Genomic DNA, 22301 nt, shown 5'->3' on the forward strand with positions numbered 1-22301 from the left:
CCCTAACCCAGGGACGGCAGCACGGGCTCGGGGCCCGCGGTGGGTTCGGCGATCGGCTCGGGCGCCATCGGGATGGCCTCCCCGTTGGCGTCAAAGAACCGCCAGCCCTTCGGATCGATCTCCAAGTGAACGGTCTCCCCTGGGGTCAGGCGCTCGCTGGGTTCAGCCCGCAGCTGGACCAGATGGCTTCCCTCCTCCAGACGGCAGGTGAGCAATTGTTCGTTCCCCAGCCCCTCCACGTGGCACACCTCGGCCGGCAGGTTGCGGTTCGTGGCTGGGGCCAAGCGCAGGTGTTCCGCCCGCAGGCCGCCGGTGAGGGTCTCGCTGCCCCCAGCGTCCTGCCAGTGCAACAGGGCCTCCCCACTGGGGCCTTCGGGGAGGAAGCGCCGGTTCCCGAGTTGGAGCTGGCCTTTGCCCGCAACGGTGATGGGCAGCAGATTCATCGCCGGGCTGCCGATGAATTGCGCCACAAACAGGTTGCTGGGCCATTGATAGAGCTCCGTTGGCGTCCCGAGTTGCTGCAGAGAACCGCGGTTCAAGACCGCAATCCGGTGGCCCATGGTCATCGCCTCCACCTGGTCGTGGGTCACATAGACCGTTGTGGTTCCCAGTCGGCGCTGTAGTTCGACGATCTGCGCACGGGTTCCCGTGCGCAACTTGGCATCCAGATTGCTCAGGGGCTCATCCATCAGAAAGACGGAGGGCTGGCGGGCGATGGCGCGGCCGAGGGCCACCCGTTGTTTTTGACCGCCGGAGAGTTCCTTGGGCATCCGATCCAGCAGATGCTCCAGCTCGAGGGTGCTCGCGACCTCCTGGATGCGCCCCTCAATCCGTTGCTCCCTGCTCGAGGGAACCCGCAGGGCCTGGGGCAGGGTTCGCCCCGCTCGATGCAGGCTGTCTTGGATCTGCTGAACGGTCGTCCGTTGGCGCTGGCGCCGCAGGCCAAAGCCGATGTTGTCCGCCACGCTCAGGTGGGGATAGAGGGCGTAGCTCTGAAACACCATCGCTACATCCCGCTGGGAGGGCCGCAGATGGGTGACCTGGCGCCCCCCCACGACGATCTCGCCGCCGGTGGGGCTCTCCAGTCCAGCGAGGAGGCGTAGCAAGGTGCTTTTGCCGCAGCCGGAAGGGCCCACGAGGACCAAAAACTCACCATCACGGATGGAGAGATCCAGCTGTCGCAGCACCTCGACCGCCGCACCGCCTCGTCGCGGTGGGTAGGTCTTGCTGACCTGCTGGAAGCGAACCTCTGCCAAGAACCGGCCTCACGGCGGCCCGATCTTAGGGTTGGTCAAATGCAATTCATTGATCAAGCTCGGATCTCACTGCAGGCAGGACGCGGCGGCGATGGGATTGCCGCTTTTCGCCGTGAGAAGTACGTCCCCGCCGGTGGTCCCTCCGGTGGCGATGGCGGTCGGGGTGGGGATGTGTGGCTGGAGGCCGACCCCAACCTGCAAACCCTTCTGGATTTCAAATACAAGCGCCTGTTCGCCGCTGACGATGGTCGTCGCGGAGGACCCAACAAGGCCACGGGGGCCAGTGGTTCACCCCTGGTGATCAAGGTGCCCTGTGGAACGGAGGTGCGCGATTCCCGCACCCACATCCTGTTGGGAGACCTCACAGAGAAGGGTGAGCGCCTGCTTGTGGCCGTCGGTGGCCGCGGCGGCCTCGGCAATGCCCATTACCTGAGTAACCGCAATCGTGCTCCGGAGAAATTCACCGAGGGTCGCGATGGAGAGGAGTGGCTGCTTCAGCTGGAGCTGAAGTTGTTGGCAGAGGTGGGAATCATTGGCTTGCCCAACGCCGGCAAGAGCACGCTGATCTCAGTCCTCTCCTCGGCTCGGCCGAAGATTGCCGATTACCCGTTCACCACCCTGGTTCCCAACCTGGGGGTGGTGCGGCGCCCCAGCGGCGATGGCACTGTTTTTGCTGATATCCCCGGCTTGATCGCGGGGGCCGCCCAGGGCGCCGGTCTCGGTCATGATTTCCTGCGCCACATCCAGCGCACCCGCCTGCTGATCCATCTTGTTGATGCCAGCTCAGAGGATGTATTGAGAGACTTCCAGGTGGTGCAGCAGGAGCTGGCCGCCTATGGCAATGGGTTGGATGAGCGCCCCTGCTTGGTGGCCCTCAACAAAACAGAGTTGCTGCTGGATGACGAACTGAAGGAGCGCATTCAGCTGGTTAGCGACCACTGCGGCCAACCGGTGCTGGATGTCTCAGCTGCGACATCGAAAAACTTGGATCAGCTCTTGTCGCGTGTTTGGAAAGAGCTGGGGGTGTGAGCCAGGAACACCAAGGTGCCCTGGCTCACGTCCGAAGCTTTGAGGCTCAGTCGTCGTAGACGAGGCACTCAGGCGCGTCGGGGTTCAGGTCGCAATAGACCTCCATGGGGCTGGGGTCTTTCTTTTCGTCTGGATGGTGGTTCTTGTATTCCTCGAGGCCCTTCACTTCGTCCTCGAGGTGACGCACCTTGCTTTGATCACCAGCAGCTTTGGCTGCTTCGATCTCGCTTTTGTCCTTAGCGATGTGCTCGTCGATCGTGTTCATTGAATGAGGCCGGAGAGATCAGGCTGCTCGACGTCGGGCACACCTTACGGGGTGTCTGGCGGATACGGAGCCATTTGTGATCGGCTGCTGATTTCGTCTTTGGCTTTTCTTCGCGGCCGGATGGGAGAGCTCTGGCTAGCAGAGGGCTAGTGAAGGACTTCGAGATGGCGCGGATCACGCAGCGACATGATCGTCACTTCATGGACGAGTCCGGTCGTTTGTTCTGGATCAACGGCCCTGACCATCACTGTTACCTCTCCGAGCAGAGGCAGTGGCGCGATGGTCTGACCTTTGAAGACACCCTGGAGTGGAAGCAATGCTCCCCGACCGGGTTGGTCAGTCAGCGCTTTCATTCGTTGCAGGCTGCCTGCGAGGCCTTTGAGCACAACCAGATCCAGTGGACCTTGGATCTTTACCTGCGGCACATGGGTGATGAGATGGCCCTGCAGCGCAGCCTGAGTGATTACAAGCCAACGGCGATGAAGGAGGCCGAGGCCCGCTCTGGCCGCTGCCGCCAGCAGCCCTGGTTGGGTCAGGGCGCTCCACTGATGCGATGCGATCTCAGTGCAAGGCCATCCCGCGGAGCAGCGGAGCTCCTCCCCCACGCCCATCGCCGCCGGCGCAGTAGCGCCTCTATCCGGGCATCTCGCTGAGTTCGAGCCAGCGTTCTTCGCCTGTGGCGATGTTCTCCAAGAGGCCGGAGAGCTCTTCGCTCAGGGCCTCGAGGGCGGCGTAATCACTGCCGCCCGCAGCGAGGAGTGTTTCGAGCTCCTCCTTGCGGACCTCCCAGAGGGGGAGGTTCGTGTCGAGCTGCTCGAGTTCACGGTTCTCCTTAAAGCTGCGGCGCCTGACCTTCGCTGGCTTGGCCTTGGGCGCAGGTTCCTCCTTGGGGGGCGTTGGTGCTGGAGTGGCTGTTGCTGGTCGACTGGCGGATTGCCGCTCGAGATAACTGCTGTAGTTGCCCTCAAAGCGCTGCAGCTGGCCGTCCTCGAAGCTGAAGAGCCGATCGACGGTGCGATCAAGGAAGTAGCGGTCGTGGGACACCACGACGACACAGCCGCGGAAGTCCTCCAAGAAATCCTCAAGCACCGTCAGGGTCTGGACGTCCAGGTCGTTGGTGGGCTCATCGAGCAGCAGAACGTTGGGAGCCTCGATCAGCAGGCGACAGAGGTGCAGTCGGCGGCGCTCGCCACCTGAGAGCTTGCTGACGGGTTGGTGTTGTTGTGCGGGAGGGAAGAGAAACCGCTCCAGCAACTGGGAGGCGCTCAGGGTGGATCCATCAAGCTCGACGCTGCTGGCGGCCTCTTTGACGACGTCAATGACCTTTCGCTCCCGGCCGGCGGCATCGATCTGATCGAGCACGGCGTGGCTGTGCTGGTCGAAGTAGGCGAGCTTCACCGTGGTGCCCAGCTCCACCCGTCCGCCTTGGGGGGTGCGTCGACCGGCAATGAGATCCAGGAGGGTTGATTTGCCGGAGCCATTCGGCCCGATGATTCCGATCCGATCCTCAGGGCTGAAGTCGTAGCTGAAGTCCCGAAGCAGTGGTGTCTGGCCGCTGGTCTGGGCCTCCTCACTGGCCCAGACCAGCACGTCCTCGGCTTCGATCGCACGCTTCCCCAGTCGCCGTTGGTTGCTGGTCAGGCTCAGGTCCCCCTTGGTTTGGCGCTTGGGGGCCTCCTGCATCGCCTCGATCCGTTGGATCCGCGCTTTTTGTTTGGTGCTTCGCGCTTTGGGCCCCCGCTTGAGCCACTCCAGCTCGCGCCGCAGAACGCCTTTGAATTTCGCTTCGCTGGCGGCAGCTGCCGCTTCTTCCTCGCTTTTACGGGCGAGGTAAAAGGCGTAGTTGCCGCTGTAGTTGCGGGCCTCGCCGCGGTCCACCTCCACGATCCGGTTGGTCACCTGATCAAGGACATAGCGGTCGTGGGTGATCAGGACCAGGGATCCGCTGAAGCGCTGCAGATAGCCCTGGAGCCATTGGATGCAGTCGGCGTCGAGATGGTTGGTGGGCTCGTCCAGCAGCAGGACATCGGGGTCGGCCACCAGGGCAGCGGCCAGCGCTAGGCGTTTGCGGTAACCACCGGAAAGATCCCCGACCCGCCGTTGGGTGTCGCCGATTCCGAGCTGTTGCAGGACTTCGCGGATTTGCTGCTCCAAGCCCCAGGCTTGGCTTTGGTCCATCCGTCCATTGAGTTGGCCCAGCTCCGCCAGCAAGGCGGCATCGTCCTCGCCTAGCTCGTGGGCGGCGGCCAGAGCCTCGCTGACTTCGGTGTAGCGGCGCAGCAGTTGCATCTTCTCGCCGCTGTTGGCGAAGACCTGCTCGAGGACACTCCGCTGCGGATCCATCTCCGGCTCCTGGCTCACCAGGACGATCCGGGCTTGTGGCAGAACCCGGCGGCTGCCTCCGCCGGTGGGCTCAAGCCCGGCCAGGACACGCATCAAGGTGGACTTACCAGCGCCATTGGGGCCGATCAGTCCCAGGCGCTCCCGCTCGCCGATGTGCAGGGTCAGCCCGTCGAAGAGGGTGCGGATGCCGAAGTCCTTACGGACATCCACCAGGCTGATCAGGCTCACAGGTTGGGGGAATGCCGCTGCGCTTCCAGATAAGCAAACACGCTTTTGTCGCCCACATCGGCCGCGGCATCCATCGGGAATTTCCGCAGGGTCAGCACCAGCAGTAGAGCGGCTTCGATCGCCAGCAACGTCGCCGTGACTTCGGGGCTCAGGAGGCCGCTGAGGCGCCCCAGTAGCGCCATCGGCAGGAGCAACGTCACGCCGATGGCCTCAGGGCGGCGGAAGCAGAAGAATTCCTTGAAGCCGATTCCCGCGAGGGCGGCAAAGAACGGCCCCACCGCCCAGATCCAACGGCTGTCAACGGTCAGTGCTTCCGCCATGCCCTGGGGACCGGCGCTAAGGAGCAAGGCCAGAAAGCCCACGCATCCCACCAACCACAACCACTGCAGGGCACGGTGCAGCGGACGCAGGTAGATGTGAATCCAGCGCAGGGCCAGGCCAACCCCCGCGGCCAGGGGGAGAAGCCAGGGCCAGATCCAGGCCCCTCCCAGCTGCTGCCATTGGATCAAGAGCGCAGCTTGGGCCACCGCGGCGGCGAAGAGGGCCAGCCGGTACCCCAGGACCTCGCGGCGGTCCGTCTCCGTAATGCTGTAGGTGCCATAGACACCTTCAAAGACCGGATCGGCTGGGGCGCTCATGCTGAAACGGTTCCTTCCACCAGTGTGGCCAGGGCCGGGCCCGCAGGCACGATCCCCGAAGGATTGAGGGGAAACAAGGCGCCGAAGTAGTCCTCGCGCCAAGCCTGATCGCAGCAGGTCTCGGCCACACCAGAGAGAGCGAAGAAGCGTTGCCGCCAGCGCCAGAGCCCTGGGAATTGCCAGAGCGGCTGGCGGCTGACCCCAAAGAGTGGGGCGTAGACCAATTCCAGGCGGATCAAGGTGGGGAAGAGCTGGACATCCGCCAGGGTCGGGGTCTCGGCGCAGAGCCAGGGCGAGGCGTTGGGGCCAGAGAGGGTGGCTTCCGCCTCGGCCAGGGTCTGAAACAGCGCCGATTCAGCACGGTCGTAGGCCCCTTGGTTCCTGGCAAATCCGCAGCGGTAGACCCCATCATTGACGCTGTACTGCAGTCGCTCGCGCCAATCCTGGATGGCTCGAGCGTGGCTGGTTGGCTCCAGGTCCAGCACTTCTTTGGGGGCAGGCCAACTGTTCAGCAGCTCCATCAGGCGAGCGCTTTCTCCCACCACCACAGCTCCGGAGTGGCGCTCGACCAGGACAGGCACAGAGGCCCGTTGGTTGGGGTCTGCCCCTGCGGCTCGGTAGAGCTCCTGGAGGGTCTGGCAACCGCGAAAGGGCGTACTGAAGCGCCAGCGCCCTGCCTTGGGGTCAGGCTCCACCACCAGCAGATCAATGCTCTGCTGCAGCTGCCTGAGCTGCCTGACGAGCCAAGCCCGATGGGCCCAGGGGCAGCTTCGGCCCACGATCAGCACGTGGGCGCCCGGCTCTCCGGCCGATTGAGGAAGTTCGGGTTTGGCTACAAACGCCCCAGCCGGACGCCTGTAGTTCCCCTCGGGATCGGCGGGACCCAGGCCGCCCATCAGCTGCTGCCACTGCCAATGCCAGCCGGTTCGGGCCGCTGCCACAACGGCAGGGGGGATGGCCATGGAGGTTCGGAACACTTCTGCCAGGCTGGCGCAGCTGCGGGCTGGAGAACAGGGGATGGGTCGGGCTCAGGTGTTGGTGGTGGCGGGCACCCATGGCAATGAGCGCAATGCTCCGGCCTTGCTCGAGCGATGGCGGAGCGAGCCCCAGGCCCTGAATCGCGCTGGACTGCCTGTGCAGTTGGTCCTGGGTAACCCAGTGGCCCTTGGGGCGAATCGCCGCTACATCGATCGCGATCTCAACCGCTGCTTTGCCCCAGATTTGCTCGCCAATCCCGCCCTCCAGCAGTTGGAGATGCAGCGAGCGCGGGAGCTGCTGGCGGAGTTTGCACCGACGGGCCCCAATTCCTGTGCAGTGGCGATTGACCTGCACAGCACCACCAGTGGCATGGGGAATTCGCTGGTGGTCTACGGACGCCGTCCTGCGGACTTGGCCCTGGCGGCGGGGATCCAGGGGCGCCTGGGTTTACCGATTTATCTGCATGAGGCGGATGCGGCTCAGACCGGCTTCCTGGTGGAGCGTTGGCCCTGCGGTCTGGTGATTGAAGTGGGCCCCGTGGCCCAAGGACTGCTCAGTGCCTCCATCCTTCGCCAAACCCAGCTGGCCCTTGAGGCGGCCTTGGCGGTCTTGGCCGAGGCGGCTTCCGGAGTGCTTCGCCTGCCCGCTGGGCTTCAGGTCTACCGCCATTGCGGCAGCGTTGATCTACCCCGGGACGGGACCGGGGAGGCCATCGCTTGTGTGCATCCGGCCTTGGAGCGCCAGGACTGGAAGCCGCTGCGGCTCGGGCAGCCCCTCTTCTGGAACCCTGCTTTGAAGGGTTGTCCGGCTGACTGGCGCTTCGATCCCGATGCCCTGGGCTTCCCTGCTGAGGCCCATTGGCCTGTCTTTATCAATGAAGCGGCTTACGGCGAGAAAGGCATTGCCTTCAGCCTTTGTCGCCGGGAGCGCTGGTCCAGTGATGCTGCCTGGCTTCAAGCCTTGCAGGGGCTGACGGCGGCCTAACCGCAGGCCCAGGTGCCCTGTTCCTTGGTGCAGGGCAGGTCGCTGGTGCTTCCGTCAGCCCAATAGATCCGCAGACGGTCATCGGCGCTGTCGGTTCGGAAAGTCAGCGACTTGACCGGACCGGCCGGGGCTTTGCCGGTGGGGTCGCTGGTGTCCGCCCCGCCGGGATTGGCTTGCCTTTGCTCCAATTGCTGCAGGCGCAGTTCCAGTCGGTTCAGGCGTTCGTCCTCGGCTGTCTTGGTGGGCCGTTCTCCCCATTGGCAGCCCGGCAGCACGAGAGCGGCAGCAAGCAGCAGCAGGGGTAGGCGCATGACGCTGAGGGTGTGACAGGCGACTCCTAGCAGCGGTTTTGGGGCTTGGCTACCCGCCTGGATGAGGGCGCTGAGCAAGATCGCTTTACAAAGCGCGCAAACTTCCTTTACATTCGCTCGGGCAGCCCGTATGGGTCGCCCTAACTACCGCTCCAACGGCAAGTCCGTTGAGGCCTTTCTTTCCCGTACTCATGACGACCACCATCCAGCAGCGCCAAGGCGCTTCTGCGTGGAACCAGTTCTGCGAGTGGGTCACCAGCACCGACAACCGCCTCTATGTGGGTTGGTTCGGCGTTCTGATGATTCCCTGCCTGCTGGCCGCCACCATCTGCTTCATCGTTGCCTTCGTGGCAGCACCCCCCGTCGACATCGACGGCATCCGTGAGCCTGTTGCCGGCTCCCTGATCTACGGCAACAACATCATCTCTGGCGCTGTCATCCCCAGCAGCAACGCCATTGGTCTGCACTTCTATCCCATCTGGGAAGCTGCCAGCCTCGACGAGTGGCTGTACAACGGCGGTCCTTTCCAGCTGGTTGTTTTCCACTTCCTCATCGGCATCTACGCCTACATGGGTCGTGAGTGGGAACTCTCCTACCGCCTCGGCATGCGCCCCTGGATCTGCGTTGCTTACAGCGCACCCGTGGCTGCTGCTTCCGCTGTGTTCCTGGTGTATCCCTTCGGTCAGGGCTCCTTCTCGGACGCCATGCCCCTCGGCATCTCCGGCACCTTCAACTACATGTTGGTGTTCCAGGCTGAGCACAACATCCTGATGCACCCCTTCCACATGCTTGGTGTGGCTGGTGTCTTCGGTGGTTCCCTGTTCTCCGCCATGCACGGCTCCCTGGTGACCTCCTCCCTGGTGCGTGAAACCACCGAGAGCGAGTCCCAGAACTACGGCTACAAGTTCGGCCAAGAGGAAGAGACCTACAACATCGTGGCTGCCCACGGTTACTTCGGTCGCCTGATCTTCCAATACGCCTCCTTCAACAACAGCCGCAGCCTGCACTTCTTCCTGGCTGCCTGGCCTGTGGTTGGCATCTGGTTCACCGCCCTGGGCGTGAGCACCATGGCGTTCAACCTGAACGGCTTCAACTTCAACCAGTCGATCCTGGATTCCCAGGGTCGTGTGCTGAACACCTGGGCTGACGTGCTGAACCGCGCCAACCTCGGTATGGAAGTGATGCACGAGCGCAACGCTCACAACTTCCCCCTCGACCTGGCTGCTGCTGAGTCCACTCCTGTGGCTCTGCAAGCTCCCGCCATCGGCTGAGGCTGAACCCAACCAACGATTCAGCTTCTACTCGAACCTCGAGGACGGTTGAATCAGAAGCCCCTACCGCAAGGTGGGGGCTTTTTGTTGTTGGAACCCTGAATTTTGCGTGGAGATCTTTAGTTGACGCTCAAGGTCAGGGCAATGGCCCTTCCATAGGCCTTTCATTGCGTTCAGATTCCGATGAGCACGCAGCATGCAAGCGGTCACCACCTGAACGTCACGCTCGGGGATGGCCTCTGGGACGCGCTGCACGCTTTAGCGGACCGAACCGGTGAGAGCGTCAGCCACATCCTCCGCCGCTCCCTCGCGGACACCCTGGACGTGGATCACCACACGATCTATCAGGTCTCCACGTCCGGAGCCCTGGTCCAGGGGGTCTATCAGGGGTGTGTCCGGGTCGCTGACATCAAGCGCCACGGGGATTTCGGGCTCGGCACCTTCGATGGTCTTGATGGCGAGGGGATCATGCTGGACGGCACCTGCTGGCAGGCCCGCAGTGACGGATCGGTGCGGGTCGCTCCGGAGGAGGCCTTGGCTCCCTTTTGGGCCACGACGTTTTTCGCGGCGGACCGCACCGCGACGTTGCCGTCGGTGGTCAGTTGGGAGGACCTCACGGCGCAATTGGATGCGCTGCGCCGCAGTGACAATCTCTTCTGCGCGATTCGGGTCGAGGGCACGTTCGAGCGGATCCACTACCGCGTGGCCTGCAAGAGCGCCCATGGCACGGATCTGGTAACCGCCACCAGTCACCAGGCGGAGTTCACCCAGCGCGGCATTCGCGGAAGTCTGGTGGGGTTCTGGACCCCCAGCTATGCCCGCACGATCAATGTGCCCGGCTATCACCTACATCTGCTGAGCGATGACCACCAACACGGCGGTCACATCCTCGATCTAGAGGCCAAGGACCTAACGGTGCAACTGCATATGGACAACCACGTGCATCTGGCTCTGCCGGAGACGCCGGCTTTCCTGGAGGCTGATCTCAAGGGGGATCCCGCTGAGGCCCTAGCCAGGGCGGAGAGCAAGCACAGCTGAACCCTGGGCCAGGGTCGCGGTGAGGGCCGTGTCCACACTCAACGTCCGCTCCCCCAGATGGACGGGGCGGGCACCATTGGCTTGGGCGAGCTCCAGCTCGAAGGGAACAAAGCCTCCTTCCGGCCCGATCATGACCAGTGCTGGTGTGCCGGCGTACTGCCCAAGGGGCTCCTGGGCGCCCATGTCGGTGATCAGGCAGGGTCGTTCTCCAGTCAGTCCAGGCAGCTCGTCTTCGATGAAGGGTCTGAAGCGTGGGTGCAGGTGAACCTGTGGGGCGATGGTGTCTCGGGAGCGCTCCATGCCGGCGAGCAGCGCTTCCTCCACCTTGCGGGCCTGGAGCAGGGGGCTCTGCCAGTAGCTCTTCTCGACCCGCGCGCTGTGGATCAGGTGCAGGTGGCTGATCCCGAATTCCGCGCATTGGCGCAGGATGCGGCGCAGCATTTTGGGCCTGGGCAGAGCCAGCACCAAATCGAAAGGGTGGCGCGGGGGTGGGGCTTCGGTGAGGACCGTGCTGAGCACCACGCCATGGGCATCGAGGGATTCGATCAGGCCCTGGCCGCAGGCACCTCCAAGGCGGCCCACTCGAAGGGTGTCCCCTGCACTGGCGCGAAGCACCTTGCGGATGTGGGTGGCCCGCTGGTCCTTCAGCAGCACCCGCTGCTCGTCGATCCAGTCCTCAGGTCTCAGCAAGACGATGTTCATGGCCGGTCAGCAGCCGATGTCTTCGGCCCAGAGCTCAGGCTTCTGCTCCTGCATGGTTCGCATCAACTGCTCGCAGCCTGGATCATCGAGGCAGCTCACCTCGATGCCGGCCTGCTCGAGCCAGGACTCAGCCCCTTGAAAGGTGGTGCGTTCGCCGATGACGACCCGCCGAAAGCCCAGCAGAACGGCGGTCCCAGCGCACATCGGACAGGGTGAGAGGGTCGTGACCAAGGTCAGCTCACGCCAATCCCGGCGACGGCCGGCGTTGCGGATGCACTGGGTTTCGCCGTGGCTGGTGGGATCACCGTTTTGGACCCGTTGGTTGTGCCCGCGGGCCACGATCGTTCCATCCTCTTGGGCCAGGACAGCACCGATCGGAATGCCCCCTTCACTCCAGCCCCGCTCCGCCTCGGCTCGGGCCGCATCGACGAGACGTTGCATCGTGCTGCGATCGATCACACCTCCGTGCCGTTGGCTCAAGCATGGCGAGGGGATCGCGCTTTGGCTTTTGGCATGACGCAGGACAACCTCGCTCAGTGGGATCCTGAACGCCACAGCGTTGCTGAGATCGTTGCAGCCCTCGATCTGCAACCCCACCCGGAGGGTGGTTGGTATCGCGAGACCTTCCGCAGCGGCCTGAAGGTGCGCCGCGCTGATGGCGCTCAGCGTGATGCCTTCACCCAGATCCTGTTTCTGCTGGGGCCAGGGGAGATCAGTCGCTGGCATCGGGTGAACCACGCCGATGAGAGTTGGTGCTGCCTGGCTGGCGATCCCTTGGCTCTGCTGATGGTGGGACCTGCGCCGGAAGGCCTGCAGGAATGGCGTCTTCTGCCGGGGTCAGCGCAAACCGTCGTGGTGCCCGCCGGCGTTTGGCAGGCGGCACGGGGCTTGGGACGTTGGAGCTTGATGCTGTGTGCAGTTGCCCCTGGTTTTGACTTTGATGACTTTCAAATGCTCAGTGAACTTTCGCCCTCTGAACATCCAGCAGCTGCACTAGCTGAGTATCGCTAGCCCCCAGGGCTGCGGTGATGCAGCGTGAAGAGCCATCAGCGCAGATGTCTTGCTGTGACTGCTTGGTCCTATCTCGTTTGAGAGCGCCAAGGCTTGAAAAGCCGGAGATCGGACTTGAACCGACGACCTACTGATTACGAATCAGTTGCTCTACCACTGAGCTACACCGGCAGCCCAGTGAAATTAGCATTCAGGCTTCGATGCCTGAGCTGCGCGGATGCCCCCTGAATCCCGTCCCCCCTTGGATCCGGCCCTGAAGGCTCGCCTGCTTCAGGAGGCACGGACCCCGTGGCGTGGCTTACGGCGTGGGCTCTGGTTGGCTTTCACGGCCTCGGCAGCGGTGGGCCTGGCCACGATGGCGATGCGCTCTGCTGTCGGAGATGTGGTTTCTACCTCTGATCTGTTGATTCAGGTTTCGGCCCTAGCTCTCTTCGGGCTTCTCCTCTGGCGCGACCGCTCCCCCAGCATCGACGACTGACGCCTCTTCGCTGTCGTCTTTGGCCGGGGCTTCCTCAGCATCCTGGTCGTCCTGGGGTGCTTCGGGACCGACCTCTTCCGCCTCGGGCTTTGCGTCGGCTTCTAGTTCTGTGTCTGAGTCTTCGGCTTCCTCTTGGGGAACCTCGACGTCTGCTGAGACGACGGCTTCGGCGCTTGACTCGTGGGCGTCGTCTTTCTGAACGGCCTCTGGGTCAGTCTGCAAAAGCTCTGCAGCCGGTTCTAGGGATTCTGCGGTGACGGCCACCGTCTCGGCAGGGGAGTCGGTCTGCTCGGCTTCAGGGGCAACAGCTTCGGGTTGCTCTTGTTGGTCTTGCGGTTCGGCCTTCGGTGCTGGAGCGACAGGAGCCGCGGGTTCCGCAAAGGCCAGCGGGGGGAGAAGCAAGAGCGGAAGCCCAGCGTTGAGGCGTTGCTCGGCAGCCTGGACTTGGGTCAGGGGCAGGGTTTGATCCACCAGGCCGGCGGGCCGGCTCAACATCCAGATCGCCTGGATCACCTGGGCCCATTGCCACTGGATCAATGCCAAGACGGGGATGCAGAGCAAGAGCACCACCAACCTCGGACTGCTTGAGAGGGGAGACCAGGCCCAGGCCATCCCGGCATGGCTGTCGGCCCACCAGGTCAAGGGCAGTAGCAGTGCAGCACCCAGGGCAATGACAACCTTCAGGGGCAGTGCGGTCTGCAGTGCACTGAGACGAAACTGCTCCGGACGTCGACCCCGAAGGGGCACCTTCAGGATCAGCAAGGACCAGAGGTCAGGCGGCAGTCGCCAGAACAGAACGGCACTCCCCAGAGCACCGACCGCCCAGGTCAGTAGGCGTTCAAATCCTGGGAAAGGCCCGGGGTCAGCTCCTGCAAACAGCAGGAACAGCAACAGAATCTCGAGCGGCAAGGACGCGAGCCCGAGTAGCTGGAGCCACAGGAGGGGTTCGCGTCTTGCCGGATTCACGATTAGTTGCTGAGGGTGCGTCGCTGTGTGACCAGTTTGAAGGCTTCCACCCGATCGCCTTCCTGCCAGTTGGCAAAACGATCACAGCCGATGCCGCATTCGAAGCCGGTGGCGACTTCTTTGACATCGTCCTTGGCACGGCGCAGCGAGTCGAGGTCTCCCTCGAACATCTTTTCCTTGCCGCGCCAGACCCGCACCTTGCAGTTGCGCTGCAGTTTGCCGTTGGTGACGTAGCAGCCCGCCACGGCGCTCTTGCCGATGGTGAAGATCGCGCGAACCTCGGCTTCGCCCAGGGACTCCTCCACCAGCTCGGGCTCCAGAAGGCCTTCCATGGCCATCTGAATGTCCTCGAGCAGCTTGTAGATGACCTCGTAATCACGCACGTCTACGCCGGTGGCGTCAGCGGCACGCTTTGCGCCGGGGGCCATCGAGGTGTTGAAGCCGACGATCACGGCGCCGGAGGCCGCTGCCAGGTCGACGTCGGTTTCGGTGACTTCACCCGGTGCGGAGAGCAGAACGCGGACCTGGACCTCTTCTTGGGGCAGTTGCTCCAAGGAACCGAGGATCGCCTCGACGGAACCTTGGACGTCGGCCTTAAGGATGAGGTTGAGTTCCTTGAGCTCCCCTTCGCTGGCCTGGCCAGACATGGAGGCCAGGGACACCCGGCGGGAGGCCATTTGTTGGGCCAGGCGGGTGGCACGAGCTTCGGTGGCGCGATCGCCGACCACAGCACGGGCTGTCTTTTCGTCGGTGTAGACCTCAAATTCGTCACCAGCCGTCGGTACTTCGCTGAAGCCCAGGGCTTCAACGGCATAGGAGGGGCCGGCTTCTTTGACACGCTTGCCGTTGTCGTCAACCATGGCGCGGACTTTGCCCAGGATCGGGCCCGCGGCCAGCACGTCGCCGGTGCGCAGGGTGCCGTTCTGGATCAGCAGGGTGGCCACAGGTCCCTTCGCCTTGTCGAGGTGTGCCTCGATGACGGTGCCCCGAGCCATGCGATCAGGGTTGGCCTGAAGGTCCTCCACCTCGGTGACCAGCAGGATCATCTCCAGCAGCTTGTCGATGTTCTCGCCCTTGATGGCGCTCACCGGCACCATCACGGTGTTGCCGCCCCAATCCTCAGCCACCAGTTCGTGGGAGGAGAGTTCCTGTTTGACGCGATCCGGGGAGGCGCCTTCTTTGTCGATCTTGTTGATCGCCACCACGATCGGCACCTTGGCGGCGCGGGCGTGGCTGATGGCTTCCAGGTTTTGGGGACGCACGCCGTCATCGGCGGCGACCACCAGCACGGCGACGTCGGTGACCTTCGTGCCGCGTGCACGCATGGCCGTGAAGGCCTCGTGGCCCGGGGTGTCGAGGAAGGTGATCTTCCGCTGCTCCCCAGCGTGGGGAACTTCGACTTGGTAGGCACCGATGTGCTGGGTGATGCCACCGGCTTCACCGGCGGTGACACGGGTTTTGCGAATCGAGTCCAGCAGGCTGGTTTTGCCGTGGTCCACGTGGCCCATGACCGTGACCACAGGTGGGCGACGGATCAGGTGAGCCAGGTCGCTCTCTTCGATCATCTCGACCGTCTTGGCGGCCGCTTCTTCGACGTCGTCCTCGAGAACGGGGACACCGAATTCTTTGGACACCGTCTCGATCGCTGAGAGATCGAGGGTCTGGGTCACCGTGGCGATGATGCCCTTGAAGAAGAGGCTCTTGATGATCTCGGAGCTCTCGACGCCGAGCTTGTCGGCCAGCTCCTGCACCGTGAGGTTGCCCTCCGGCACCACCAGCATTTCGGGCCGCTGTTGCTTGGCTTCCCGTGCTGCCCGCAGCTCCATCGCACGGCGGCGCTGACGCTGACGTGCCGTTTCCTTGCGGCGTTTGCGGGCCACGACGGTCGGCTTGGGTTGCCCCGAGCTGGCGCTGCGGGGTTTCGCAGGGCGTGCGAGGGAGGCCTGCAGCACCACTGCGTCCGTGTCACCGGCGTATCCGCCGGTTTGTGCGGCCAGGGAGTCGTCGTTCTCGCCAATGATGTGAACCCGCTGGCGCTGCTTCTGGGGCGAGCGGCTGCGCAGTGCATCCAGACGGGCGCTGTCGTCCCAATCGGGGCGGCGGGGACGGGCACCTCCCGGGGGTTGGGGAGCGCGGAAGTTGGGGCGCCGGGGTGCCGAGGGAGGAGTCGCTGAGGGCCGAGCTGCATCACCGGTCGTGCCACCCGGGGCACCCGCAGGAGCGCCGGGTGCACCAGGGCGCCGTGGTGGCGGTGCACTGGGCCGTGCTCCGGGCTTCTGGAGCTGCATGAGCTCGCCTGGGGCCACTGGCTTCCGCATCCCGGGCATGCCAGGACGGGTCGGGGGTGCGGGGCGATTTCCGCCGCCAGGACCGCCCACATCGCGACGGATGGGCTTGCCCACCAGTTCCACCTGAGGGCGGGCCGGTTTAGCGGGCTTGCTGCCTTGGCCCACCCGCGTTGGGGCAGGCGCACCAGGGCGAGTGGGCATCCCTGGACGCTGGCTCAGGGCCGGACGACCGGACGGTGTGGAAGGACGCGCACCGCCTTGACCGCCTTGAGGACGGCTGACCAGTTGGGGGCGACCAGCCCCTCCGCCTGCAGGGCGGGCGGGAGCGCCAGGGCGCTGTGGGCTGCCGGCAGCAGGCCGGGATACAGGAGGGGCTGGCTTCCGAGCCGGCGGAGCACCTGCGGGGGTCTTGGAGACGATGGCCGGAGCAGGGCGGCTCGGGGCGGGAGCGCCGGGACGGCTGGGGGGGGCACCAGCAGCCGGCTTGACCACAGGCTTTGCCGCGGTGGGTCGGGCTGGAGGCGCTGAAGGGGCGGCTGGACGGCTGGGAGGCGCACTGGCCGCGGGTTTCGCGGCTGGCTTTGCAGCGGGCTGAGCCACAGGCTTGGCAGCCGCAGGCTTCGCAGCAGGAGCAGGTGCTGCAGTGGGCCGGCTGGGGGGAGCTGTGGGTGAAGCTGGGCGAGCTGGAGCAGCAGGCTTGGCGGCCTGAGGCTGGGGCCGAGGAGCAGGGGACGCAGCCGCAGGCTTAGCCGGAGCAGGGCTTGTCGCAGCCGGTTTGGTCGCCGCGGGTTTCGCGGGCGCTGCCGGTGCGGCAGGGGCAGCTTTCTTCACCGAAAGGATGGCTTTTTGGGGTTCGGCCGCTGCCGGAGAAGCCTTGCTGCCGTTTCCGCCACCTTTGATCAGGCTGCGAATCTGCGCTGCCTCGTCATCGCTGATGGAGCTGCTGTGGCTCTTCGCTGCGATCGACAGTTTCTCGGCGGCATCGAGCACATCCTTGTTCTCAAGGCCCAAGTCCTTGGACAGCTCGTAAATCCTGACTTTGCCGCTGCTGGTCATTCAGTGCTCCAAGTGGTCGGGGGCAACACGTGCCACCGGGCCATCACCCACAGTGAGGCCACTATTTATCTTGCCTCAGCGCCTGATTAAGAGGTGGCATTCAGGCGCTGCTCCAAGGCCGAGTAGATGGAATCTGACACTTGGCACCGGAGTGCCTTCTGCAGACGTTTGCGGCGCTTGGCTTCCTCAAAACAGCTCTCAGTCGGGCAGAGGTAGGCCGATCGGCCCATTCCCTGGTCAAGAGCCATGCCGCCCTCGGCAAGGCGGATGACCCGCAGCAGTTGCTGGCGATCCAGCAGTGCTCGGCAGGTCACACAACGCCTGAGGACGGACTGTTGTTTCACCGGGCTCCTTCCTCGTCGCTGACGTCCTCGGTGACCTCTTCAGCTGCCTCTTCGACAACCTCTTCGGCGACCTCTGCAACGGCCTCTGCCACGGGCTCCTGCTCGTAGGCAGTTTCGTCATAGTTGGCCTGGTCGCCGTACTCCTCTTCGTCTTCAGGCAGCGGATAGAGCTCCCGGAGACGGGCATCCTCCTCGGCACGGAGGGCGTGTTCAGCCTCCATCCGGGCTTCGGCTTCGGCCTGAAGTGCCTCCTCTTCTTGGCGCATGGCGATCAGCTCTGAGACCTTTTCGTCCTCAGATGTCTGGTCGTACTCGGTGCTGTTCTTGATATCGATTTTCCAGCCGGTCAGGCGAGCAGCGAGGCGCACGTTCTGACCCTCACGGCCGATGGCCAGGCTGAGCTGATCGGGGGGGACCAGGACGTGGGCGTGCTGTCCTTCCGGATCCACCAGGCGCACCGCTTCAACGCGGGCGGGGCTGAGGGAGTTGGCGATGTACTGGCCGGGGTCATGGGACCAGCGGATCACGTCGATTTTTTCGCCGCGCAGTTCGTTGACGACCTGCTGGATGCGGGAACCACGGGCACCGATGCAAGCGCCCACGGGATCGACCTCACGCTCAACGCTGTCGACGGCCACTTTCGTCCGGGGACCCACCGAGCGGGACGGGGGGTTCGCCTCTCGGGCGACCGCGACGATGCGGACGGAGCCTTCCTGGATCTCGGGAACCTCGTTCTCGAAGAGATAAACCACAAGGCCGGCGTTGGCTCGGCTGACAAAGAGCTGGGGACCCCGGCGGGGGATTTCGCTGACTTCCTTGAGGAAGACCTTGAAGGTGGCGTTGGCTCGGTAGTTGTCGTTCGGCAGTTGATCGCGGCGGGGCAGTTCGGCCTCCACTTCGGGGCGACCCAGGCCGCTGCTCACGGCCATGATCACGCTCTGTCGCTCGAAGCGGATCACGCGAGCAGTCAGAACGGGATCTTCGAGGTCGGCGAATTCCTCCTGGATCATCCGGCGCTGCTGATCGCGCAGCTTCTGGGCCAGAACTTGTTTGGTGGTGGCAGCGGCCATCCGACCGAAGTCTTCTTTCTCGGGGGTGACATCCAGCACCACCGTGTCACCGGCCTGGGCGTCTTCGGCCACCTGCATCACCTCTGCCAGGGCGATTTGGTGGTCTTCGCTCTCGACCTCTTCCACGATGATCTTCGAGGCCAGCACCCGATAACCCTCTTCATCGAGGTCCAGGGCGACATCAAAGTTGGAGAAGTAGTCCTCTTCGAAGGGGTCTTCACTGATCCCCAGATAAAGGGTGCGCCGGTAACGCTCATAGCCCTTGAGTAGGGCTTCACGCAGGGCTGCTTCCACCACCGCAGGGGGCAGCTTCTTCTCTTCGCTGATGTCCTCGATCAGGTTGGAGAGACCGGGGAGCAGGACCAGTGCCATGGCAGGTGGTTGGGTGCGGAATGGAGAGGGGGAAGGAGGGGGTTAGGCCTCTTTGGGTGTGACCAGCTTCACGCTGATCACGTCAGGGCGCGGGATTCGAACCGTGCGTCCGCGGACATTGAGGAGAACGTTCTCCCCATCGCGTTCGAGCAGGAGGCCCTCACGCTCGCTTTCGCCCCCCGATTTGGCGTCGCGGTAGCGGATCGAGACCGGGAAGCCGCGGAAGCTGCGGAAGTCGCGATCGTCGTGCAGCTCCTCGCTGACACCCGGACTGCTGATTTCCAGAACATAAGCGTCCTCGAGCAGACCGCTGTTCTCAATGGCGTCGCCCAGCACTCCGCTGAAGCTGGCGCAGTTGTCCAGGCTGACGTCTCCGCCATCGGCTAGACGCAGCTGAACTAGCAGCGTCATTGGGATCCGGTGGGTCAGCAGTTCAAGGCCGCAGACCTGGAATCCAGCAGCTTCCGCCACCTGGCTAGCCAGGTTTTGGAGGTCGAGGAGCAGGGGATGCGGCAAAGCCTGGACAGTGAACAGGGGAACGGGCAACCCGTCCGGCACCTGCAGTGATCTGCTGTCTGGCTGGTCAGTGGCTCCCAAGGAGACGTCACTGCTCAGTCAGAGGTGCCCGCCGGGCACAAGCAAACCCTACGCGATCGCCGTCGGAGCGTCAGGCCCCCATGCCGCTGAGATCTGCGGCCGGGGGTTCCATGTAGGAATCGCCAGGCTGGGTCTCTCCCCTCAAGCTGGGGTCCTGATTCAGGCACTGCGCTTTCTGTTCATCGGTGCGCAGGAACTGGCAAACCCGTGCGTAGAGCTTGGAGCGGGTGGAGGGCTGGCCTTGGCTGAAGTGCACCTGCTCGACTCCACCCACGAGGCCCTGGATCTCCACTTGGCAAAGCGCGCAGCGTTGACGGGTGCCCGAGGGAATAGCGGCCATGCCAGCTCGTGAAAGAAGGGGCAACTTAGGGCGCAAGTCCCGGTCGATTGGTGTGCCAGGCCTCCTGCAGTTCAGCGATCCCCATCTGTTGGCAGACCCAGGTGGTTATTGCCGCGGTCGCCCCTCCATGACTTCCTTGGTCCATGGCCTCAGGCAGGCCCTGGTTCAGATCGATCGGCGACCGGATCTGCTCTTGATCACCGGAGACCTCTGCCAGGACGAGAGTTGGGGTGGCTATCGGCGTCTGCTGGACGCTTTGGATCAGTTTGAGGCGCTTCAGCAGGTGCCCTTGGCCTTGACCCCGGGTAACCATGACCATCTGGCCTTGCTTCGCGCGGCCTTGGGACGGCGGGCGGTGATCGCCCCGGCGGCCCTGGACTGCGGTGGCTGGACCCTGCTCTTGCTCTCGACCCACCGCAGTGGTTGTGTTGCGGGTTCCCTCGATCCTCGGCAGCTGGCCTGGCTGGAGCGCCAGCTGGCGGCTGCTCGACAGCCCGTGGTTCTGGCCCTTCACCATCCCCCGGTGCCAATCGGGGACCCTGGACTGGACCCGATCGCGCTGCAGGATTCGGGGCCCCTTTTGCAGTGCCTCCAGCAGGCCCCGGTGATCAAGGCCGTTCTGTTTGGCCATGTCCATCAGCATTGGCAGGGGGAACTGCCTCGCGCCGGTGGCGGCCCTCCGATTCCCCTTTGGGCGTGTCCTTCGTCGCTGGCGCCGTTTGCGGCTGTGCAGCCCTGCCCCTTAGGGCATTCGGATTGGCCAGGGGGCCGGTGGCTCACCCTGCAGGATTCCGCAGAGGTGGTCTCGACCCTGCTGCGCTGGTCTCCTTTGGAATCTGCCTAGCCTTGGCGGACTTTGGGGGTGTCGCGGATCGTGGTGCGCTTTCTGCTGGCCCTGGCGCTCGTGTGTTCGGCGTGGCTCCCGGCGGATCCGGCCTGGGCGGATTTCGGGGGCGCCTCCAATCGCAGCTTTGTCTCGGCTGCTGTGAAGCGTGTGGGTCCTGCGGTCGTGCGGATCGATACCGAGAGAACCATTCCTCGAATCGGTCTGGATCCCTCTTTCAGTGATCCGTTGCTGCGGGAGATGTTTGGCGATCAGATCCCCAGCAGCCGCGAACGCGGTCAAGGCTCTGGGATCGTGATCGATGGCCAGGGCATGGTCCTGACCAACGCCCACGTCGTGGATGGTGCCGAACGGGTTGAGGTGACCCTGGCCAGTGGTGAAGAACTGGAGGGCTCGGTCTTGGGCATTGACCCCGTGACCGATCTGGCAGTGGTCCGGATCGCCAAGACCCCGGGCTTGAAGTCCGCTCCCCTAGGGGACTCCGGTGCACTGGAGGTGGGGGATTGGGCGATCGCTCTGGGCACGCCCTACGGCCTTGAGCGCACCGTCACCCTGGGCATTGTCAGCAGCCTGCACCGCAACATCACCAGCCTGGGTTTTTCGGATAAGCGTCTGGAGTTGATTCAGACCGATGCGGCGATCAACCCGGGCAATTCCGGTGGCCCACTGATCAATGCCAGCGGCGAGGTCATCGGCATTAACACCCTGGTGCGTTCGGGCCCTGGGGCCGGACTGGGCTTTGCGATCCCGATCAACTTGGCCAAAGGGGTTGCGGCCCAATTGAGCCAAGGGGATTCCGTGCTGCATCCCTATCTGGGCCTGCAGCTGGTTCCCCTGAATCCACGGTTGGCCCGCGACAACAACGCTGACCCCAATGCTCTACTGCAGCTTCCCGAGCGGGATGGGGCGCTGGTGCAACGGGTGATTCCAGGTAGTCCTGCCGAGCGTGCGGGCCTACGCCGCGGAGACCTGGTGGTGCAGGCGGCGGATCAACAGGTCCGGGACCCCGGGGGGCTGCTTCGCTTGGTGGAGGCCTCCAAGATTGGAGATGTCCTGGCGATCCAGGTGTTGCGCGGTGAGGAACAGATGGATCTCTCGATCCGTCCTGAGGCGATGCCGCATTCGTGAGGCCTGAGCTACGGTCGCCGGTCAGTGAAAACGGCGTGATGGCGGATCTGCAGGATCAAATGAAACAGGCGGTCGCTGCGGCTGCCACCGAGCAGATCCAGAGCGGCATGGTGGTGGGCCTGGGGTCAGGTTCAACCGCGGCCCTGATGATTCAGGCCCTCGGCGCCAAGCTCAAAAGCGGCGAACTGCAGGACATTGTTGGGGTCACGACCTCCTTTCAAGGAGAGGTACTGGCGGCCGAGCTGGGTATTCCGTTGCAGAGCCTGAATGCGGTGGATCGAATCGATCTGGCCATCGATGGTGCCGATGAGGTGGATCCCTCCTTCCAGCTGATCAAGGGCGGTGGCGCCTGCCATGTTCAGGAAAAGCTGGTGGCGGTCCGCGCCAAGCGCTTCGTGGTGGTGGTGGATTCCACCAAGCTTGTGGACACGCTCAACCTGGGCTTCCTGCTTCCTGTCGAAGTGATGCCCGGTGCCTGGCGTCAGGTTCAGGGGCAACTTAAAGAGATGGGTGGTGATGCCCAGCTCCGCATGGCGCTCAAGAAGGCCGGCCCGGTGGTGACCGATCAGGGCAACCTGGTGCTGGATGTCAAGTTCAGCGGCGGCATCGGCGATCCCGTCAGCTTGGAGAAGGAGATCAACAACCTCCCCGGTGTCCTGGAGAACGGCCTGTTCGTGAACATCACTGACCAGGTGCTGGTCGGTGAAATCACCGATGGCGTCGCTGGCGTTCGGGACCTGGTCAAGCGCTGACCCGCGCCCGCT

24 protein-coding genes and 1 tRNA gene are annotated in these 22301 nt (G+C 64.0%); 10 read left to right on the forward strand and 15 right to left on the reverse strand.

All coding sequences use genetic code 11. From position 1 onward, the window contains the following. Positions 1 to 2 precede the first annotated feature (2 nt). Positions 3 to 1256: an ABC transporter ATP-binding protein gene (locus MY494_RS10495; protein WP_247910196.1), complete on the reverse strand. Its 1254-nt coding sequence runs from the start codon at positions 1254 to 1256 to the stop codon at positions 3 to 5. Between the two features lie 39 nt (positions 1257 to 1295). On the opposite strand from MY494_RS10495, the gene cgtA reads away from it, so the two are divergent. Beyond that, on the forward strand, positions 1296 to 2285 hold the full coding sequence (cgtA, locus tag MY494_RS10500) for an Obg family GTPase CgtA (protein WP_247910197.1): 990 nt from the start codon (positions 1296 to 1298) through the stop codon (positions 2283 to 2285). Positions 2286 to 2331: 46 nt separating this feature from the next. On the opposite strand, the gene MY494_RS10505 is transcribed toward cgtA, so the two are convergent. Next, positions 2332 to 2550: a CP12 domain-containing protein gene (locus MY494_RS10505; protein WP_247910198.1), complete on the reverse strand. Its 219-nt coding sequence runs from the start codon at positions 2548 to 2550 to the stop codon at positions 2332 to 2334. 200 nt (positions 2551 to 2750) lie between these two features. Here MY494_RS10505 and MY494_RS10510 point away from each other — a divergent pair, with 200 nt between their 5' ends. Next, on the forward strand, positions 2751 to 3203 hold the full coding sequence (locus tag MY494_RS10510; RefSeq protein WP_247910199.1) for a hypothetical protein: 453 nt from the start codon (positions 2751 to 2753) through the stop codon (positions 3201 to 3203). On the opposite strand, the gene MY494_RS10515 is transcribed toward MY494_RS10510, so the two are convergent. The 3 genes from MY494_RS10515 to MY494_RS10525 are packed head-to-tail and all read right to left on the reverse strand — an operon-like array spanning position 3184 to position 6721. Continuing rightward, a complete protein-coding gene (locus MY494_RS10515) occupies positions 3184 to 5121 on the reverse strand; it encodes an ABC-F family ATP-binding cassette domain-containing protein (RefSeq protein WP_247910200.1) in 1938 nt (645 codons plus the stop codon). The genes MY494_RS10510 and MY494_RS10515 overlap by 20 nt on opposite strands. Further along, complete coding sequence (locus MY494_RS10520; RefSeq protein WP_247910201.1) at positions 5118 to 5759, reverse strand: DUF2301 domain-containing membrane protein; 642 nt, start codon at positions 5757 to 5759, stop codon at positions 5118 to 5120. The genes MY494_RS10515 and MY494_RS10520 overlap by 4 nt, the downstream gene beginning before the upstream one ends. Further along, a complete protein-coding gene (locus MY494_RS10525; RefSeq protein ID WP_247910202.1) occupies positions 5756 to 6721 on the reverse strand; it encodes a glutathione S-transferase C-terminal domain-containing protein in 966 nt (321 codons plus the stop codon). The genes MY494_RS10520 and MY494_RS10525 overlap by 4 nt, the downstream gene beginning before the upstream one ends. 55 nt (positions 6722 to 6776) lie before the next feature. Here MY494_RS10525 and MY494_RS10530 point away from each other — a divergent pair, with 55 nt between their 5' ends. Beyond that, positions 6777 to 7721 (forward strand): aspartoacylase, encoded by a 945-nt coding sequence (locus MY494_RS10530; RefSeq protein ID WP_247912026.1) that lies wholly within the window; start codon positions 6777 to 6779, stop codon positions 7719 to 7721. On the opposite strand, the gene MY494_RS10535 is transcribed toward MY494_RS10530, so the two are convergent. Then, positions 7718 to 8032 (reverse strand): hypothetical protein, encoded by a 315-nt coding sequence (locus MY494_RS10535; protein ID WP_247912027.1) that lies wholly within the window; start codon positions 8030 to 8032, stop codon positions 7718 to 7720. The genes MY494_RS10530 and MY494_RS10535 overlap by 4 nt on opposite strands. A gap of 191 nt (positions 8033 to 8223) precedes the next feature. Between MY494_RS10535 and psbA the strand changes: the two genes are divergently transcribed. Together psbA and budA are read left to right on the forward strand one after the other, a co-directional pair. Continuing rightward, the gene (psbA, locus tag MY494_RS10540; protein ID WP_247909500.1) at positions 8224 to 9303 is read left to right on the forward strand and encodes a photosystem II q(b) protein; all 1080 of its coding nucleotides are present in this window, start codon (positions 8224 to 8226) and stop codon (positions 9301 to 9303) included. A 183-nt stretch (positions 9304 to 9486) separates the two neighbouring features. Further along, entirely contained in the window at positions 9487 to 10341 is an 855-nt protein-coding gene (gene budA / locus MY494_RS10545; RefSeq protein WP_247910203.1) for an acetolactate decarboxylase, read from the forward strand. Here budA and MY494_RS10550 read toward each other — a convergent pair. Then, positions 10312 to 11043, reverse strand: a complete 732-nt coding sequence (locus MY494_RS10550; RefSeq protein WP_247910204.1) for a 16S rRNA (uracil(1498)-N(3))-methyltransferase — start codon at positions 11041 to 11043, stop codon at positions 10312 to 10314. The two genes, budA and MY494_RS10550, sit on opposite strands and share 30 nt — an antisense overlap. 6 nt (positions 11044 to 11049) lie before the next feature. Further along, complete coding sequence (locus MY494_RS10555; RefSeq protein WP_247910205.1) at positions 11050 to 11502, reverse strand: nucleoside deaminase; 453 nt, start codon at positions 11500 to 11502, stop codon at positions 11050 to 11052. A 54-nt stretch (positions 11503 to 11556) separates the two neighbouring features. On the opposite strand from MY494_RS10555, the gene MY494_RS10560 reads away from it, so the two are divergent. Then, positions 11557 to 12054: a cupin domain-containing protein gene (locus MY494_RS10560; RefSeq protein WP_247910206.1), complete on the forward strand. Its 498-nt coding sequence runs from the start codon at positions 11557 to 11559 to the stop codon at positions 12052 to 12054. A gap of 99 nt (positions 12055 to 12153) precedes the next feature. Here MY494_RS10560 and MY494_RS10565 read toward each other — a convergent pair. Beyond that, positions 12154 to 12225, reverse strand: a tRNA-Thr gene (locus MY494_RS10565). 46 nt (positions 12226 to 12271) lie between these two features. Here MY494_RS10565 and MY494_RS10570 point away from each other — a divergent pair. Beyond that, positions 12272 to 12532: a DUF3493 domain-containing protein gene (locus MY494_RS10570; protein WP_247910207.1), complete on the forward strand. Its 261-nt coding sequence runs from the start codon at positions 12272 to 12274 to the stop codon at positions 12530 to 12532. Here MY494_RS10570 and MY494_RS10575 read toward each other — a convergent pair. The 6 genes from MY494_RS10575 to MY494_RS10600 all read right to left on the reverse strand — a co-directional run bounded on the left by MY494_RS10575 (position 12476) and on the right by MY494_RS10600 (position 19565). Then, positions 12476 to 13441, reverse strand: a complete 966-nt coding sequence (locus MY494_RS10575) for a low-complexity tail membrane protein (RefSeq protein WP_247910208.1) — start codon at positions 13439 to 13441, stop codon at positions 12476 to 12478. The genes MY494_RS10570 and MY494_RS10575 overlap by 57 nt on opposite strands. 59 nt (positions 13442 to 13500) lie before the next feature. After that, positions 13501 to 16842, reverse strand: coding sequence for a translation initiation factor IF-2 (gene infB / locus MY494_RS10580; RefSeq protein WP_247910209.1), 3342 nt, complete (start codon positions 16840 to 16842; stop codon positions 13501 to 13503). 86 nt (positions 16843 to 16928) lie between these two features. Beyond that, entirely contained in the window at positions 16929 to 17186 is a 258-nt protein-coding gene (locus tag MY494_RS10585) for a YlxR family protein (protein WP_247910210.1), read from the reverse strand. Next, the gene (gene nusA / locus MY494_RS10590) at positions 17183 to 18628 is read right to left on the reverse strand and encodes a transcription termination factor NusA (RefSeq protein WP_247910211.1); all 1446 of its coding nucleotides are present in this window, start codon (positions 18626 to 18628) and stop codon (positions 17183 to 17185) included. Before nusA ends, MY494_RS10585 begins: the two co-directional genes overlap by 4 nt. 42 nt (positions 18629 to 18670) lie before the next feature. Further along, complete coding sequence (rimP, locus tag MY494_RS10595; RefSeq protein WP_247912028.1) at positions 18671 to 19144, reverse strand: ribosome maturation factor RimP; 474 nt, start codon at positions 19142 to 19144, stop codon at positions 18671 to 18673. A gap of 151 nt (positions 19145 to 19295) precedes the next feature. Beyond that, positions 19296 to 19565, reverse strand: coding sequence for a hypothetical protein (locus tag MY494_RS10600; RefSeq protein WP_247910212.1), 270 nt, complete (start codon positions 19563 to 19565; stop codon positions 19296 to 19298). A gap of 52 nt (positions 19566 to 19617) precedes the next feature. Here MY494_RS10600 and MY494_RS10605 point away from each other — a divergent pair, with 52 nt between their 5' ends. The 3 genes from MY494_RS10605 to rpiA are packed head-to-tail and all read left to right on the forward strand — an operon-like array spanning position 19618 to position 22289. Next, the gene (locus MY494_RS10605; RefSeq protein ID WP_247910213.1) at positions 19618 to 20409 is read left to right on the forward strand and encodes a metallophosphoesterase; all 792 of its coding nucleotides are present in this window, start codon (positions 19618 to 19620) and stop codon (positions 20407 to 20409) included. 18 nt (positions 20410 to 20427) lie between these two features. Then, a complete protein-coding gene (locus MY494_RS10610) occupies positions 20428 to 21537 on the forward strand; it encodes a trypsin-like peptidase domain-containing protein (protein WP_247910214.1) in 1110 nt (369 codons plus the stop codon). A 38-nt stretch (positions 21538 to 21575) separates the two neighbouring features. Beyond that, complete coding sequence (gene rpiA, locus MY494_RS10615) at positions 21576 to 22289, forward strand: ribose-5-phosphate isomerase RpiA (protein ID WP_247912029.1); 714 nt, start codon at positions 21576 to 21578, stop codon at positions 22287 to 22289. Positions 22290 to 22301: the final 12 nt, after the last annotated feature.

Source organism: Synechococcus sp. A10-1-5-1, assembly GCF_023115425.1.
In the GTDB taxonomy this organism is placed as follows: Bacteria; Cyanobacteriota; Cyanobacteriia; order PCC-6307; family Cyanobiaceae; genus Vulcanococcus.